12 protein-coding genes and 1 tRNA gene are annotated in these 18,317 nt (G+C 39.8%); 10 read left to right on the top strand and 3 right to left on the bottom strand.

Annotation, left to right across the window (positions count from 1 at the left end):
• Positions 1-4 precede the first annotated feature (4 nt).
• Together DSL64_RS03100 and DSL64_RS03095 are read right to left on the bottom strand one after the other, a co-directional pair.
• On the bottom strand, positions 5-2,257 hold the full coding sequence (locus tag DSL64_RS03100) for a RagB/SusD family nutrient uptake outer membrane protein (protein ID WP_115829199.1): 2,253 nt from the start codon (positions 2,255-2,257) through the stop codon (positions 5-7).
• Between the two features lie 19 nt (positions 2,258-2,276).
• On the bottom strand, positions 2,277-5,570 hold the full coding sequence (locus DSL64_RS03095) for a SusC/RagA family TonB-linked outer membrane protein (protein WP_115829198.1): 3,294 nt from the start codon (positions 5,568-5,570) through the stop codon (positions 2,277-2,279).
• A gap of 484 nt (positions 5,571-6,054) precedes the next feature.
• On the opposite strand from DSL64_RS03095, the gene DSL64_RS03090 reads away from it, so the two are divergent.
• The 10 genes from DSL64_RS03090 (at position 6,055) to DSL64_RS03045 (ending at position 17,044) form a co-directional block, all read left to right on the top strand.
• The gene (locus DSL64_RS03090; protein WP_115829197.1) at positions 6,055-6,684 is read left to right on the top strand and encodes a hypothetical protein; all 630 of its coding nucleotides are present in this window, start codon (positions 6,055-6,057) and stop codon (positions 6,682-6,684) included.
• Complete coding sequence (locus DSL64_RS03085) at positions 6,681-6,980, top strand: winged helix-turn-helix domain-containing protein (RefSeq protein ID WP_115829196.1); 300 nt, start codon at positions 6,681-6,683, stop codon at positions 6,978-6,980. The genes DSL64_RS03090 and DSL64_RS03085 overlap by 4 nt, the downstream gene beginning before the upstream one ends.
• Before the next feature lie 66 nt (positions 6,981-7,046).
• A complete protein-coding gene (locus DSL64_RS03080; protein WP_115829195.1) occupies positions 7,047-8,294 on the top strand; it encodes a hypothetical protein in 1,248 nt (415 codons plus the stop codon).
• 250 nt (positions 8,295-8,544) lie between these two features.
• A tRNA-Ser gene (locus DSL64_RS03075) sits at positions 8,545-8,629 on the top strand.
• Between the two features lie 249 nt (positions 8,630-8,878).
• Positions 8,879-10,099, top strand: a complete 1,221-nt coding sequence (locus DSL64_RS03070; protein ID WP_115829194.1) for a site-specific integrase — start codon at positions 8,879-8,881, stop codon at positions 10,097-10,099.
• Positions 10,100-10,515: 416 nt separating this feature from the next.
• Positions 10,516-10,809, top strand: a complete 294-nt coding sequence (locus tag DSL64_RS03065; RefSeq protein ID WP_115829193.1) for a helix-turn-helix domain-containing protein — start codon at positions 10,516-10,518, stop codon at positions 10,807-10,809.
• A 2-nt stretch (positions 10,810-10,811) separates the two neighbouring features.
• Positions 10,812-13,151: a type I restriction-modification system subunit M gene (locus DSL64_RS03060; RefSeq protein ID WP_115829192.1), complete on the top strand. Its 2,340-nt coding sequence runs from the start codon at positions 10,812-10,814 to the stop codon at positions 13,149-13,151.
• The gene (locus DSL64_RS03055; protein WP_158547860.1) at positions 13,141-14,520 is read left to right on the top strand and encodes a restriction endonuclease subunit S; all 1,380 of its coding nucleotides are present in this window, start codon (positions 13,141-13,143) and stop codon (positions 14,518-14,520) included. The genes DSL64_RS03060 and DSL64_RS03055 overlap by 11 nt, the downstream gene beginning before the upstream one ends.
• Before the next feature lie 429 nt (positions 14,521-14,949).
• Positions 14,950-16,428 (top strand): AAA family ATPase, encoded by a 1,479-nt coding sequence (locus tag DSL64_RS03050; RefSeq protein WP_115829190.1) that lies wholly within the window; start codon positions 14,950-14,952, stop codon positions 16,426-16,428.
• Entirely contained in the window at positions 16,415-17,044 is a 630-nt protein-coding gene (locus tag DSL64_RS03045) for a retron system putative HNH endonuclease (RefSeq protein WP_115829189.1), read from the top strand. Before DSL64_RS03050 ends, DSL64_RS03045 begins: the two co-directional genes overlap by 14 nt.
• Positions 17,045-17,579: 535 nt before the next feature.
• On the opposite strand, the gene istB is transcribed toward DSL64_RS03045, so the two are convergent.
• On the bottom strand, positions 17,580-18,317 hold the full coding sequence (gene istB, locus DSL64_RS03040) for an IS21-like element helper ATPase IstB (RefSeq protein WP_115829188.1): 738 nt from the start codon (positions 18,315-18,317) through the stop codon (positions 17,580-17,582).

The following is an 18,317-nucleotide window of genomic DNA, read 5'->3' as shown; positions in this document are numbered from 1 at the left end:
TCTATTAGTTGTAACCCGGATTCTGGTATTTGGCAGCTTGCGCTTGATCCAAAGGAGCACCTTTTTCGTCTGTTAGCATATTAATATAAGATTGCGGAAACGGCTTGAAGGTATCCTTCGCCTGAAACACCCCTTTTCCATTTCCATTCTGTCCGTTGCTATTTACAGGATTATCGGATACCGGCCAGTTGCCCACTTTTGAAGAAGCCAGCTGATTGTGATGTAAAACCCTTTCAAGCTGAATTCCTGCGTGGTGAATTCCCTCATATACAATTTGCTCCGAATTGAATTCTCTTGAATATTCATTGTATATAAAATGAATAAAGCGCTGCGCTGCCGTTACTGCTTCTGCAGGGTAATTTTCCAGTTTAGACTTAGGAGAAGCTCCGTCCCAGTAAGATGCATCTGCTTTAATTTTACTGTAAGTATCTGCAGAAGCTGAGTATGGGTATGTTTTCTCCGACTTCGCTAAACTTTCTGAGCCAGGATAAATGCGCGCCAGTACCTCTGCTCTCGACTCCCCTGCTTTGTACGCTGCTCTTGCTCTCACAACGTTAATATCATTCAGAGCAGCACCATAATTCCCTTGTCTTCCCAATACTTCAGCCCGGATCAGATAGGTTTCTGCCAATCTGAAAATCGCTACATCTCTTGTACCGAAGTGATTGTCCACTGTACTGCGGTTAGGATCTATGAACTTCCGTGAAGAAGGACGTAACGTTCTGCCTAAAAGCAATCCTGTGTTTGAAGACAATCTGTCTACACCTGTTTTGCGGTAATAGTAGGCTCCATCTTTTTTCACCCAACGTGGATACAGGACATAAGGCTGGGACACTGCCTCCAGATAGTCAATGGCAGTTTCCTTTGTATTTTCAAGAAATACTAATCCAAGATCTCCCCGTCCGATTTTCCTCTGCCCTAACACTGCTTTTCTTCCGCCCCAGGACGTACGGTTATAATCCGGTTGGATATTCGCATTGAAGTAAGCCACCTCCTCAGCAGTCCATGCTAACGATTTGTTATTCTCATCCGTGTAGGCAAGTCCCGGACCATCCTGCAATGTTCCGTTATTGAACGATGCACTTTCATATTCGATCTGAAAGCTCTTCTCAAATCTAGAATCATTTACCTTGTCCGTAAAAACGTCGTACCCCCAGTCGGTTGGTAAAAATCCTGTTCCTTTTCTCAACCCATAAGCCCATGTTTTAGACGGTAAATTCCAGGCTGCATTGGTGTAATCACAAGTGAACGCCGCAGTGGTACGCATCCCATAGCGACCATTGTCCAGATTATTTCCATACGAAGCCTGAAGAATGATCTCAGCATTACTTTCGTTGCTCCAATCTCCGCGTGCCGTTTTGAACAAGCTCCAGTAATCAGCAGCCAAACCGCCGTATTGACCACCGTTTGAAGCTGAAAGACCATTGATCACTTCTGTTGAGAAAATTTTAGCCGAGTCAAGGTCATTTGCACCTTTGCCTTTGTAAAGCAATCCTAAATGTGCGTTGGCATCATTGTTATTGACAGTCCCGTCAGCATTACGATATTGTCCGAAATCCTTAGCCTGGTCTCTTTGCAAATACAGTTTTGCCAATAAATGCGCTACAGCATACTTGGTAATACGCCCTCTCTCAGCCTGTGTGGTGGGCAGATTGGCATGTGCAAATCTCAGATCACCGATGATTCTTGCATAAATCTCAGCTGATGTAGATTTAGGAAAATTGAACGCCGCAGGAAGCGAATTGTTGCTCGCCAAAGGCATAGGAACATCGCCCAACTGCGTAACCAGCATATAGTACGTCCAGGCGCGAAGGAAATATACCTCCGAAAGCCTTCTGTTCGCAAAATCCTTGTCCGTTCCGAATTTGCCGGGTGCAAGTTTGGTAATGATTTCAATCGCTTTATTACAATCGTTAATGATCGGATATCCACCAAGCAATTGCGTAGCGTAATAGCCCATCAGGTTATTGGAGTAACTCCCTGCTTCTCCCGTCGGGGCCCATACTGCCGGACTGATCGTTGCCCAGTTGTTGTCTGTTGGCTCAGTAATATCTGTACCGGTTTCAAACATATAGGGACCTTCCATAAATCCGTATTTCCAGCGAAGCGTATTATAGGAAGCAACTACGAGTTCTTCTGCTCCCTTTTCCGATTCGAAATAATCCTGTGTAATGGTAGATACCATTTTCTCTTCAAGGAAATTCTCGCAGGAAGCCAGTGGTATCAATGATAAAATGGGTATGATATATTTTTTCATTTTGATCTTACTCTAAAAGTTAAAGCGTTACTCTCAATCCCAATACGAAACTGCGATTCAAAATTGTGTTGTTGGTTTGTCCTCCGGACTGCGCTCCGGCAGTGGTATCCCAGCCTGTGATATCTTCTGTGTTCAAACCAGTTTTCACGGCCTCTCCACCCCAAAGGAATGGATTCAATACCTGCGTGTAAACCTGGAAATTGCCCAGTTTATAGCGGTCCGCCAGCGACTGAGGAAGCGTATAGGTGAGAGAGATATTACGTAGTGCTACAAGCGAGCCGTTCGCATAGTTGCGTACATTATTATAGTTGGTAAATGTAGCTGTAGTCGGCTGTGGGTAAGCAGCTCCGGTGTTTTCAGGGCTCCATGTATCCGTTTCCACGCGACGTCCATAGGTTTGCAAAGCACCATAGTACAGATTATTGATACGCGCTTGCAAAAAGAAAGTAAGTTCGAAATTTCTATAACCGAATGTATTGGTAAGTCCGGCTGTCCATGCAGGACGATTGCTTCCCAAGATCGCTTTATCACTATCGTTAATCACCCCAAATCCATTGTCGACATAAGTGACAACTTCACCGCTGGCGAGCGTCACAGATTTTGAATTGGCTTCTCCACTTGTTGCTGTGATCAATGGCTGATCTTTAATTTTTACCTGACCAGGCAATGCAGTAATGTTTCCAATCTTTTTGTAAAGCTCAATCAAACGTGCATCTTCGGCTGTATTCTGCCAAAGTCTGTCATACTGATAATCTCTGAATACAGATATCGGCTGACCGATGTACCAACCATTCGCAAGATCATCTACTGCACCACTTGTCAATTCAAGAATCTTTTCTTTGTTAGTCGACCAGTTGAAATCTGTTTTCCAGGTAAAGTTCTTGCTGTGTACATTCACGGATGAAATGGATATCTCTATCCCACTGTTTTGCGTACGTCCAATATTGCTCAGAATGCTGGTGTAGCCTAAAACCGGAGGAATGGATCTTGACATCAACAAATCACTGGTTTCGGCACGGTAGGCTTCAAGAGATCCCGATATGCGGTTTTTAAACAGAGCGAAGTCCAGACCGATATTTTGCTGAGCCGTTTTCTCCCAACGCAGATCCTGATTGGGCATGGAAGCCGACTTGTAACCGGCAGCCTGGGTTTCATTGAATACATAGCCAGCACCTATTATAGAACCACCTGTAGAATAGGCTGCCACCGATGAGTTACCGGTCCTCCCCCAGCTGTAACGCAATTTCAACTGACTAACCCAGTCAATTTGTTTAATAAATGCCTCTTCTTCAAGTTTCCACGCTACAGCTGCAGACGGGAAAAATGCCCACTTATTGCCTCTCGCAAGAACGGAAGCTCCATCCCAACGACCTGAAAGTGTCAGCAGGAACCGGTCCATCAAGCCATAGTTGATACGTCCCATGTAGGACGCCAGTGCCGAACGGCTGTAGGATGTACCGTATCCCATCGGAATCCCGGTTGCATTGGCTGCCAGGTTATACCATTGAGAAGAAGGAAATGTAATCCCCTGCGCACGAATATTGATTCCGTTATTGGTGTTCTGTTGTGAAGATTGAAGTGCGGTGATTCCGATACTGTGAACACCAAATTGTTTATTCAGGAAAAGTAAGTTTTCCAGCGTCCAGCCCAGACTCTTATTATGCGAATTGTATCCGATCAGGGGTGCAGTACCTACGGCGCTGAAAGGATTGGTGTAATTGGGTCCAAAGAAAGAACCATATTCTTTGTCACTATACTGCGCACCGAATTTTGAAGAAAATTTCAACCAATCGGTAAATCGGATTTCCGCAAACAGATTGGATAAAACTGAAGCAAGCTTATGTTCGTTCGTAGAATTCTCAATATTTAAAAGTACGTTATGCGCGGAAAGTCCTTCTCTGTTGGTATTAAGATACTGACCATTCGCATCGAATGCACTTGCGTACGGCATCAGAGCCAAGGCTTGTCCGTAAGAATCTTTGGCACCACTGTTGGATGAGTTTTCAGAAGTTCCGTAATTCTGTTTTGAATAGACACCGTTCAGTGCAAGACCTACAGTAAGCCATTTCCGCGGTGTAATGTCCCCTTTCAGGTTCAGAGAATATCTGTTAAAATCCTGGTCTTTCAATGTCCCGAGCTGGTTCAGATAACCAAGAGAAAGATACACACGGGAATTATCACTACCGGATGAAAGTGAAAGCTGGTGGTTTTGTGTTCTTCCGGTTCTTGTTACAAGATCCATCCAGTTCTGGTCAAACAGATTTTCCGAATTGTAAACCGGTACACTGGCGGCGTAGCCTGCTGCAACCTCGTCAGCAGTCGCTGCTCTCATTTGTACTGTGCCATCAGCATTCCACTGGTACGCGGTACGAATATTATTGATACCTGACTCCTCACCTCCTCCGAAAGTTTGTACATCAAAATCAGGATCAGGAGCGGTGCCGTATTTCCCTGTGTAAGTACCACCGTTGATATGCGCTTGTCGTTGCCAGTTGAGCAATTGTCCGGCATTCATCCAATCGGTAGTCGAGTGGATTTTAGCAGAGGTATAGCTTACATCATAGTTAATAGAAGTTTTGCCTTTTTTACCTTCTTTATAGTTGATCAGAATAACACCATTGGCTCCTCTGGAACCATAAATAGCTGTTGCAGAAGCATCCTTCAGTACTTCTACGGAAGCAATATCATTGGGATTAATCGCTGCTACTTCACTGGCAGAGAGAGGAATACCGTCGATTACATAAAGCGGTTCGTTGGAAGCATTAATAGACCTGTTTCCACGAATACGGATTCTGCCTACTTCCCCCGGACGCTGATTGGATGTAATATCTACCCCGGACACTTTTCCCTGCAACGCCTGTACGACGTTTTGTACTGGTCTTTCACGAATTTGCTGCTCAGTCAAACTGGAAATAGCCCCTGTTAAGTCACTTTTTTTCTGAGTTCCGTAACCTACCACAACCAGTTCTTCCAATGATTTGGTATCTGGCATCAGCACTACATCTAATGCCGAGCGACTATCCAAAACGACCTGCTGCTGCACATATCCTACAAATGAGAATATCAGCGTCCCGCCTTGCTCAGGAGCAGTAAACTCAAATTTCCCGTTTACATCCGTAGACGTTCCTCGTGTGGTACCCTTCAGGACAATACTGACGCCGGGAAGTACTTCCCCCTTGTCATCTTTGACCACTCCACGGATTGTACGGTCCACAGCAAAATGCCGCAGTGTACCTATCCGTTCTGCCTGGACCACCCTTCCCTGTCCGGTGAGGGCGAAAGCAATTACTAATCCACTGAAAACTTTTTTCATAAAAAATAGCCCCTGTTTTTCTTAATTGAATTGATGTAGTTCAGATTATCTGATAGTGTTAAAATATAAATTCTATATATTAAATAGGATAAACCAAATCGTCACTTAATTCAGTACATATCTGATTATCCATCTTCGTTTTTTTCTATTTCAGGGGCCAGGCTTTATGTGCCATCCAACTTCTCGAATCCAATCCAACACGCACTTTTTATTATTGAAGCTAATATTGTATTTAAAAAATCCTATTAATGAAGATTTAATTGTTAGTATGACACAAATGTAATTATTCTATTTAATCTACAAGATTAATATAGTAAAAAAAATTACCTATTTGTACAGGAGAAGAACATGATATATTCAGGTAAGGAGGTAAAGGACGAGACCGAAGTGCACTGTGTGGCAGATGAAGATCATGAAACTTTTTTCGTCATCCTCTTGCAAAATACCGAAACATATTTTTAACTTTGAAACACAAAGTACTTTTATGAAAACAGAGCAAGAATACATCAAAGACCTCACCGAGATCCGTTCTATGATGGAGCGATCAACCAAATTTCTGTCTCTTTCAGGAATGTCGGGAGTGATGGCAGGGGTTTATGCGTTGGTAGGGGCATTTCTGGTCCGACAGTCTTTTTACGCGCGTTACACGGGTACAATTCTGGATTATTCGGCTGTTTCACGCGAGGATATAACAGGCAATACCGATCTTTTCGTAATCACCTTGTCGATGCTCGTTCTTGCAATCGGAACTGCTATTTTTCTTGCTCATCGGAAATCCGGCAGGAATGGTGAAAAATTATGGAATGCAGCGGCGAAAAGGCTTGTGATCAATATGGCCATACCGCTCGTAACAGGTGGAATTTTTATCCTGATCCTTTTTGCAAAAGGAATGCTGGTTTTAATCGCACCTGCCACGTTACTATTTTACGGTTTAGCACTTATTAATGCCAGCAGATTTACTTATGACGATCTGAGATACCTTGGATTTATACAAATTGTACTTGGTTTGATAGCCGCCTATTTCGTAGAACATGCACTTCTGCTATGGGCTATTGGTTTTGGAATTATGCACATCGTGTATGGTATTATCATGCACCTGAAATACGAAAAGTGAAAGCAATCATTCATGCACTTAATAAAGCTTTTGAGAGCAGAGTCAGGTTGGGCATCATGTCTGTTCTGGCTGTGAATGATGCGCTTGATTTTAATAGTTTGAAAGAATATCTGGAATTAACAGATGGCAATCTGGCAAGTCACCTGAAGGCCCTGGAAAAGGAAGAGCTAATTGGAATTAACAAAACTTTTATTGGTCGTAAGCCTAACACGAGCTATTTCATTACCAAAGCAGGTCGGAAAGCTTTTGAAGAGCATTTGGCAGCACTGGAAAGTCTGATCAGGAGTCAAAAATAAAACAGCTATTTTTTTATCATTTTACTTTGCAATTCAAAGTACTTTTAATCAAACTTAATTACATCCATGAAAGAACAGATTATCGCCAACCTGGAAAATCCTAAACGGCTCGAAGCTTTGTACAGAGAAGACAAGGCAAGTTTTCGGAGATCATTTGCGCAGCTCTCCCCCGACCTTCACGACAATAAAACTGTTCAGATATGGCACGAAAGGCTAAATTTTGACAATCAGGAAGCATCATGGAACCTAAATAAAGACCTTCCGTTTGTTTTCTTCCTTTGCCTGATCGCAGGGTTAATCGCAAAAATCCCCCATCTCACATCTGTAGATCCGGAGTACTTTTATTCCCGCAATGTTCCTTTTGTTGTTTTTCCCGCTCTTACCGCCTTCTTTATCTGGAAGCAACATATGTTTTCTATCCGCCAAATCCTCGGCTTTGCAACAGCTTTTTTAATACCGGCAATTTACATCAATTTACTCCCCGGAAATGAGAAAACCGACACCTTTGTATTGGCATGCATTCACCTTCCCATGTTGCTTTGGGGCATTCTCGGCTACATTTTTATTGGTGGCGATAATAAGGACTACACCAAAAAGATTGACTTTCTGAGGTTTAACGGAGACTTTGTAGTAATGACCGGGCTGATTCTGATCGCAGGATTTATCATGACTGGAATGACAATCGGGCTGTTCTCTGTCATCGGAATAAAGATTGAAACCTATTATTTCAAATACGTGGGTACTTGGGGACTTAGCGCAGCGCCGGTTATCGCTACGTACCTTGTTCGGAGTAATCCTAACATTGTCGGAAAAGTGCCGCCTGTTATTGCAAGAATATTCGCCCCCATTGTTCTTCTAATCCTGACCGTGTACCTGGGAACTGTATTTTACACAGGTAAAGATCCATACAATGATCGAGAGTTTCTGTTGATTTTCAATCTGCTTTTAGTGGGTGTGATGGCACTTATTCTTTTTTCTGTTGTTGAGATAGCCCGTAAATCTGCCGATAAAATTGGGACAATTATCCTGTTTGCACTTGCAGTAATAACCATTGCTGTAAACAGTGTTGCCCTGTCAGCCATCATGTTCAGGATTGCCAATTGGGGCGTCACCCCTAACCGACTCGCAGTATTGGGGAGTAACATACTGATTCTTGCCCATTTGTTAGTGGTCACCTACCAGCTCTTCAAAACCATAGGCATACCAGGAAGAATTGAGAATGTAAAAAAGAGTATTACTACCTTTCTTCCCATTTATCTGGTTTGGACTATAATCGTGATATTCGTTCTCCCTTATCTGTTTGGTTTCAAATAAATAATAAAAATAACTGCTTATTTCGAAAAAAATTGAGCGAAAGCAGCAAAGCAAATAACATCAGGATAACACACTGTTTCACTTATCATTAACTCACAAAAATGCAAATTTAATACGCCGGAACATCAGAAGAAAGCTGTTTGGGGCACATTAAATTTATTAAAAAACATGCAGATAAATTTGCAGAACACTTGCATGTAAAGAATTTGTTATTACCTTTGCACCACGTTTCGGATACGCCGAAACACTTAGAGAGATGGCAGAGTGGTCGATTGCGACGGTCTTGAAAACCGTTGACTGTAACAGGTCCGGGGGTTCGAATCCCTCTCTCTCTGCTGGTATGCTTACCAAAACATTCAAAACCCCGTTTAAATCATTTAAACGGGGTTTTTTGTTTTTCTACAACTACCAAAATCTTCAAAATTGCCCATAATTTATTAGCAAGATCGTGGGAGTTTTTTATTCAACGAAAATCTCCCACGATCAGACACGTAATCCACTGACTGTAAAGATGTTTACAAGATTTACATCTTTACTTTTTAAGGTATCAATCCGAGATTTGTTCATCTCAAACATTAACGACTATGTTAGAAACAAGCTTCGGGTTAATTTTCTTTTTGAGAAAGCCACGCCCAGAAAATGCCGAAGGCACTCATTATCTGTATTGCCGAATTACCGTCGATGGGCACGCCAAGGAATTCTCATTGAAACATTTATGGCATCCATCCAGGTGGAATATCAGACTCGGAAGACCTAATGGCAATAAAGAAGATGCACGAGCATTGAATGCTTACATAGACTCAATAACCGCAAAGATTTATGAGGCTAAAAAATCATTGATTGATGACCGTAAATCCGTCAGCGCTATATCAATTTTTAATATTATCCATGGCAAGCGAGGAGATAAAAAAACTATCCTTGCAGTATTTAAGCATCACAATGATCAAATGTCTGCCTTGATAGGCTCTGAATTTGCTCCAGGCACATTAGAGCGCTATGCTACTTCCTTGGACCACACACGCTCTTTTATTAAATGGAAATACAAGCAAGACGATATTGAGATAGACTTGCTGGATTACGATTTTATATCACAGTATGAATTCTGGTTTAAGTCTGTCCGCAAATGCAGCCACAATACAACTATGAAGTACCTAGCTAATTTCAAGAAGATCGTGCTTATTTGTATAAAGCAAGGATGGCTAACACGTGATCCGTTTCATGCGTTTAAAATGACGAAACGCGAGGTCGACAGAGAAGCACTTACAGATACCGAGTTAAAAAAAATAAGAAATAAGGATTTTGGTAATGGGAGGCTCTCACAGGTAAGAGACATATTCCTATTCTGTTGTTACACAGGATTGGCATATGCCGACGTTCATAAGCTACGTCGTATGGAAATAATTGAAGGTATGGATGGAGGCAAGTGGATAACCACAACACGAAAAAAAACGGATTCGTCATCAAGAATTCCAATATTACCAGTGGCCCAGGAAATAATGGATAAATATCAGGACCATCCTCAATGTGAATCTGAAGGCAGAGTCCTGCCTGTTCTCACGAACCAAAAAATGAATTCTTACTTGAAAGAAATAGCGGATTTGACAGGAATCCAAAAGAATATCACCTTTCACTTGGCAAGGCATACGTTTGCTACCACCGTTACACTCACCAATGGTGTGCCGATTGAAAGTGTATCCAAAATGCTAGGGCACAGAAATATAAAGACGACGCAGCAGTATGCTAAAATCGTGGACAAGAAAGTAAGTGATGATATGGCCCGACTGCGGGATATCTTAAACAGATAACAATTAGCTTGTTTCAGCTTGTCGTCGTTGTTCCTCTCGATATGCTGAAACAAGTTAGTATCTGAGGTGGGATGCAATGATTGGAAAAGACTAAATAACAATGTTTCTTACAATACGTAGACGACCAAAAACCAAGTGCCATACTGAGTATGGCCAATTGATTTTCAAGAATTTAAGCCCATAACCGTAGATCTCAGAACCAGAAGTGCTGTATGCACTTGAGCGAAAACAGAAAGAGGCAGGGGACAAGTTGTCCTTGCCATCCCCTATCTCATGGAATGAATCAAGAAAAGTATGAAGATCACTCTTGAAGGTCTGAATGAAGATACTTAGTCAGATTAGCAGCAATTTCTCTTTCACTATGGATTTCTTTTCATACATTAGCCAAAATTTGACAAGTCACAAACTTACAGGTCATGCAATTTGGTGAAAAAATCAAGCGATTGAGAGAAGAAAAGTATCTTTTACAACGACAGATAGCGGCAAGCCTTGACATTGACGCTCCGATGTATAGTAAAATAGAAAGAGGTGAGAGGAAAGCAAAAAGGGTTCACGTAATCTCTTTAGCTCGCCTTCTCGATGTTAGTGAAGATGAACTCTTAACTATTTGGCTATCAGATAAGATCATTGAAGATGTTGGAGACGAGACAACTGCTCTTGCAGCATTGAAAAGGGCAGAACAAGAATTAAAAAGAAGTATCAAATCATGAGCATGGAATTAGCAATAAAAGACGATAAAATTTATGCTCCGCTATTAGGAAAATGGATAACCGCAACTCCTGAAGAAACTTTAAAACAGCAGTTTATTCTCAGACTTGTAAATCACTATGGATATGATATAGGGCAATTAGGTCAGGATGTGGTAATTAAAAATAGATATAAGGCTGATATTGGAATTTGGAAAAACAAAAACGAGAAAAAGAAAAATAATATCCCTTCAATTATCATTGCCGCTCAATGTAAAGCTGAGCATATAACCATTAACGAAGAGGATTATCTCATAGGATATAATTTCGCATCAAGTATAAAGGCTGACTTTTTTATTGCTACTAATCTCAAAGAAACAAAGATTTTTTATATTAAAGAGGAACCTCTAGATAGAAAACTTGAACGTCTACAAGACATACCAAAAGCTCAATTAATTACGGAAGATGCCCTGATCAAAAAGTTTATTTCAGAATCAAAAACCTTCACTAGGGATCAGTTTACTGCTCTGTTATCCAAATGTCACAACATCATCAGGAATAATGATAAATTATCTCCTGAAGCCGCATTTGATGAGATCAGCAAGATACTATTCATGAAAATCATGTATGAACGAAAATCAGATAAAGACTTGATTTTTTCGAAAGATAAGTTCAAAGCTGATGAAAAAGCTTATGAAGAAAATATTCGTCCATCATTAAGGGCATCAGGATCTCCCCTTTTCGACAAAGAATACATGCAGTATCTTTTTGACAAGACCAAAGAAGAATTCAAAAATGACGAATTATTTGAAGAGTTAGACAGAATTCGAATCCGCCAAAGAAGCTTCGAAATGATAGTTGAAGAATTAGAGTCTTTTAATCTATCAAATACATCAGACGACATTAAAGGTATAGCATTTGAGGAATTCTTGGGACGCACATTTAGAGGAGAACTTGGTCAGTTCTTTACACCTAGGACCGTTGTTGATTATATGGTGGACGTACTTGATCCGAACGAGGATGAACTGATTTGCGATCCGTGTTGTGGAAGTGGAGGGTTCCTAATTAAAACTTTCGAATATGTAAGGGACAAAATAGAATCCGACATTCAGTCTAAAATAAAGAATATTCAAAGCACCCATTATGATTCTAATTTCGAAAAGCTTCCCAAATTACAAAAGTCTAAAATTAAAAAAAATGTCAACGACTTAAAAATCAAGTTGTTTGAAGAGTTTGATCTAAATAACAAGAAAGGAAGACTGCACAATCTATCATACAACTGCATTTTTGGTACAGATGCTAACCCGAGGATGGCTCGTACTGCTAAGATGAACATGATTATGCACGGTGATGGTCATGGCGGTGTGCATCATCATGATGGACTGCTAAATATCAATGGCATATTTGATGGGCGATTTGATGTTATCTTAACCAATCCACCATTTGGTTCAAGAGTAAACAAAACATTAAAGGTCACCCACTCTGACGTACCTAGTGAAGAGAAAACAAGATATTATGAAGAGAGGTATGGAAGTCAATACAGAAATAATGTAGTAAAACAAATAAAAGATTGGGCAGATCATGACAATGGCCTTGGCAAAAGCCGAGGAAAGGCGCTGCTGGACATCTTTGACGTAGGTGCATGGAGTGGATTGACAGAAGTATTATTTATGGAAAGATGCCTGAACCTTTTAAAACCAGGTGGCAGAATGGGTATTGTATTGCCGGAAGGTGTACTGAACAACAGTGCACTGCAAAAAATTAGGGAATACATTGAAGGAAGGGCAAAGTTAATTAACATCACATCAATTCCTCAGGATGTTTTCATTGCTTCAGGTGCTACCGTAAAGCCCAGTTTACTGTTCCTTAAAAAATTTAGCAATGATGAATTGGTAACCTATCAAAAAATCACAGAGGATACAATCAAAGAGGTTAATTACAAGTATCAGTCAAAATTGGATGAATTAAAAGCAGACTTTAAAAAAGAGGAGAAGACGTTAAAAGAAAGCAAATCATTCAAAGAGCTTAAAGAGTTGAAAAAGAAATTTACGGACAATGCCAAACAAATAGAAGACGTTATTGCAGTCGATATCAAATCACTAGTGAAAGAGCGCTTCGATTATCCTATCCCGGTCATTGAAGTGGAGAAAGCGGGTATTTCAAGTACAGGGGCTCCTTGCGAAAATGAGTTGGAAGATGTTGCCGTAGAATTTAGAACTTACAGGAAGAAAGCTATCCTTTGGGATGAGCCTAAAAAGGAGGTCCAATACCTAGTTGATAATGAAGGTAATATATCACGGCTTCAGTCCATTGATGGAAAAATTGTAGGCAAACCTGAAATATTCTATGATGCATATGCCCACTGAAATAGCATTTAAATATCTCAATGAAGTTCGCTTTATGACCCTCTCTAATTGGAGTGTGGGGGCTATTCTGAGCGGCAAAGTATTATATAAAGATGGGTTCAAATTAGAACCTATTGGAAATCTCATTATTCGAAATAGAGAAAAAGAAATACTGGAAAATGACAAAGCCTACAAGCAGGTAACAATTAAGCTATATGGCAAAGGTGTGGTACAACGTGGTGAAGACCTGATTTTCGGTAAAGACATTGGGACAAAGAACCAGTTCCGTATTTCAGAAGGACAATTCATTATGAGCAAGATAGACGCCCGTAATGGAGCGTTTGGTATTGTACCTGCTGAACTGGAGGGAGCAATCACCACGCAGGACTTCTTGAGCTACAACATCCATGCAAAAAAAATACTACCCGAATTTTTCAACCTAATTACAGGTACAAAATACTTTGCTGAACTTTGCCAAAAAGCCAGCTCTGGTACTACAGGCCGTCAACGAGTAGATGAAAAAGCCTTTTTAGGATTTAGAATTCCTGTACCTACGAAAGATATTCAAGATAAAATCATAAGATCTTTTAATGAAAAAATACGCAAGGCTGAAATAGTTAAAACAGAATCAGATAGCCTAGTGGGAATTATTGAAAAAGAAATGTGTGAGTTCACTGGGATAAAAAAAGTAGATACCTCAGAATCCTCAAATCGCTTTAGAATCCTTCATTATAAAAATTTAAATAAGTGGTCGGTTAATTACCTAAAAAGAAAGCCCTCCTATTCACTTTCTAATGCAAAGTTCCCACTAGTTTCAATTAGAGAGCTTATCAAATCTTTTGAAGGAGGAAGTACGCCTTCAAAAAATAGAAATGAGTATTGGCTAAGTGGAACAATAAATTGGGTTTCTCCCAAGGATATGAAAACCCTAAACATTTCAACTTCAATTGACTTAATTACTTCTAATGCTGTAAATAAAAACAAACTAACTATACATGCACCAGGAACAATTTTAGCTGTTTTTAGAAGTGGGATTCTTCAGCATTCTTTCCCTGTCTCAATAACCACAATACCAGTAACAATTAATCAAGACCTGAAAGCCATAAATCTACAAGCCCATGTAGACAAAATGTACTTCGTTTATTTTCTAAGAATATTTCAAAAGCTGATCCTTGAAGAATGTTCTAAAACTGGTGTTACCGTTGAAAGCATAAATAGTCATGAATTTTTAGATTTCAAAATCGTACTACCTCCCCAAAAAAAACAAAATCAAATCGTGAAAAGGATATCTGAATTGATAACACAGAAAAATGATCTTGAATCGCTTGAGCAAAGCCTATATTCTGAAGCTCAAAGTGAATTTGAATCAGCAATCTTTAATATCGACTAAAATGAAAAAATCAGTCATTGCCATATATGGCTCATCCAGTCATGGTAATCGGAAACGGTTCGTGAAGTTGATATTTTATTTTTAACTGCATTTCCAAATCATACCCTTCAGCTGTAAACACTGCTACAGATATTACGTATATATTCGACATCAATGACATAAAAGTAGGCATAGAAAGCCAGAGAGATCCGAATAGCGGAATGTTTCAGACTCTCAAAAATTCGTAGATCAGGGAAGCAATATTATTATTCTATTCGCGCCGCTCTAAGGAAGCTACAGATGAGCAGTTGAAGACTTGCACCGCCATCATTAATACGGAATAATTCAGTCGACTCAACACCGCTCATGGCACAAAAACCAAACGCAGTTGAAACAAATAGCTACCAATGAAATTCTGAAATTAATCAAACCCATCATGATTGGACAGTTATGAAATTACTCAAATTAGATATAAATAATTTTAAGCTTTTCGAAAACCTCTCAGTTGATTTCCTGGCCAGTGGTCATGTAGCAGTATTCATCGGCAAAAATGGTTCGGGGAAAACAACTTTAATCGAATCATTGACACAAATTTTCGCCACGCTTTTAGGTACAAAGGATTTCAAGTCATTGGAGAAAGAAACCTTCCCTTTCCAATTTTCTATCGTTTATCTACTAAGAAGGGAAAAAGTCACTGAAACAGCCATGTTTGGTCAATCATTTGTAAACTACATAGGTGTAGAGGTATCATTTGAAGATAAACCACACATCAAATTGTTTGAAGGTAGCGATGTTATAGAGGGTTTACCGAAAATAGAAAAGCATCTGCGAAGCAAAGGGGAAGAATTAGCTTATATTCTGCCCGACAATTTCGTGGTTTACTACTCTGGAATTTCCAATAGTATTTATGACATTTACAATATATTTCAGAGAGACTTAATTACTGGCACACTTACAGGAGAAATCAGGTTTGATCAACCTTTCTATTATTTCCGGCCTCAGGACTTGCCTGCTATTTTGATAGGTTTGTTAAGTTATGAGTATGGAGACGTTCCCGAGACACTAGAGAAGCAATTTGGTATTAGTGGTTTTTCAACTATTCGACTCAATTTTAAAAAGCCAAGATGGGCAAAGCCCAAATCCACGCCGGAAGACTTTTGGGGAGCAATGGGGGAACTTAATCAGTTCATGAATATTTTGAAAGGGGCAACTAAAGCAAAATTTCAACCTGACTCAATCACATTTAGTATTTCCGACAAATCACAACTGGAAAACATTTGGAGCTTCTACGGGACTGAAAAAAGGATTTTTGAATACTTAGTTTCTTTACAATCGAATGATTTTCTTGAAAGCATCGACCTGAACCTAATCAAAAATGGACGCGATGTAAGCTTCAACAACCTGAGTGAGGGTGAAAAGCAATTATTGATTATCACGGGTTTGAAAGAACTACTAGCTGGTCATAACAGTTTGTTTTTACTAGATGAGCCCGACACGTATCTCCATCCTGAATGGAAACGTGAATTTGTCTACAATCTATTTGAAGAAGAAGAAGAAGATTTATTCAAAAATTTTTCCATCATAACTACCCACTCACCAAATGTTCTTTCTGCATTAAAAAAAGGACAACTAAATGTTCTTGTAAATGAAAATGGAAAATCTAGGATTAAGAATATTTCTTTTAATCCTTACGGCAAACCGGTTGATGACATATTAACAGATTTCTTTGATTTAGAAGGATTGCGTTATAAAAAAGTGCAACAGCAGCTAAATGATATTTGGGATCTCATTAGGTCTGATAATTATGAATCTGACAAATTTAAAAAATCATTTTCTGTATTAGAAAGGGATCTTGGAAAATCCGACAAGGCTCTAACGGACATACGACTAGAAATAATTAAAAGGGCTAAATTGAATGAGAAAAATTGATAAGCAAGCCTCTTTGAAGTGCTTTGATGGTTTCAAAGAGAAGAATCCATCAGCCAACTGGAGTGATTTTAGTGCTAAAAATAGTTCTGGATATTCTGCCTATCAGGAAACGAAACTCTTTATTCTTACAGAGGAGCAGGAGTGTTTGTGTGGTTATACAGAATTGGTTATTGATGACGAAAGGAATTGCCATTTGGATCATTATCGTCAAAAAGCCGGTCATATGTTTCCTGAGCAAACCTTTTACTGGGATAACCTTGTAGCTGCATGTAACGATGAAGATTTTGGTGCAAAATTCAAAGACAATAAATCTGGTATAAAGAAATCTGATTATGCCGAATTCTTTAATCCTGTTATGGATGCTGTTCAGGATTATTTCTATTACAACGAAATAGGAGAAATAGAGCCACATCCAACATTATCTGATCCTGTTTTACAAGCAAAAGTCCAAAAAACTATAGAAGTATTCAATCTACAAGACAAAAGTCTGGTAAATAGACGAAAAACTGTAATAGACCAAATAAGAGCATATGCTGATCTTACAAAAGAGGAAACTGTTGAAGCTTTAAAATTTGGTGGTTTCATAAGCTTAGTTCAGCAATACACAAATGTTTAGATATTGAAAGATTAGTCCAAGGATATAAAACATACAGCAATTATGAATAGCAGGAGTTTGAACAAGTGATCGTTCAGCAAGCCAATCACAATTTTGGTAGCAATAGCATATACAACGGTAGTTGGAATTAGGCAGTTGACCTAGATCTTATAATTTCCTCTTTTACCTACAAATGTGCAAGTGGTGTGAAGAAAAACATTTAAGAGTCTATCGTTATTTGAGTTTCAAACTTACTTTCCGGACGACAATTAATGCGAAGAAATTATAGCCAATTAAAAGTGGGGAAGTGGGTTTAAATGTTCTAAGTTTGGACATGACAGTTACTGTGCTGGCAACGGTTTTTTTGATCTCCGATGCACTAGCTGTCGTTAGATCGAATCACCAACTGAAGACACACTGTTCCACAAAAGTAAAACACCGATTCTAAAGTTATGTCTATTTCGGAGATATGGGGGCAGGCATTTCGGAGCATATAGGGCCAAGCTTTTCGGGAATCATTGGGCCACTTTCCAAGTGCAATAATAGTAGTTTAAATTTAAGTACTCAACTGTTTTTTCTTTCTTAGGGAATCTCCTTCGAGCTCAATGCGGTGGGAAGAAAAAACAATTCGATCTAAAATCGCGTCGGCAATGGTATTTTCTCCAATCAGACCATGCCATTTTGAGACTGGTATCTGGGTTGCAATGATTGTTGACGATTTATCATACCGTTCTTCAATCACGTCGAGCAGGACATTTCTAGCTGCCTGATCAATAGATACGAGCCCGAAGTCGTCCAGGATTAAAAGCTCTGCTTTCTGTATACGTTTGATTAGTTTATGGTAGGTGCCTTCGAGCTTGGCCAGCTTTGCAATGTCAAAAAATCTGGCGGTATTGTAATAAATGGTTTTATTGAGGAGTTGGCAAGCTTTGATTCCAAGAGATTGAGCAAGAAAACTCTTGCCAGACCCAGTGGGTCCGGTGATGATCAGGTTCTCCTTTTTACTAATAAAATTTAGGCTGAGCAGCCTTTCAAAGGTTGTTTTGTCCAAATTTCTGGTGGTTTGGTAATCGATGTCAGACGCGGCAGCGTCTTGCTTAAAACCAGCTCTGAGGATCAGGCTTTCTATGTTACGGCTTTGCCTGCTTTCCCATTCTGTGTCGACCAGAAGAGACAGGAAGTCATCCAGAGAGTAATCCTGATACAGGTGTTCGTTGACGCAGCGATAATAAAGTGTAGCCATCGCGTTCATGCGCATCCGGCGCATTTTTTCAAGGGTGTTGTGTTCGTTCAT

This window comes from Dyadobacter luteus (assembly GCF_003383615.1).
GTDB classification, from domain to species: domain Bacteria; phylum Bacteroidota; class Bacteroidia; order Cytophagales; family Spirosomataceae; genus Dyadobacter; species Dyadobacter luteus.
The sequence above is the reverse complement of the archived record's forward strand: the minus strand, read 5'-3'. Positions and strand labels throughout refer to the sequence as shown.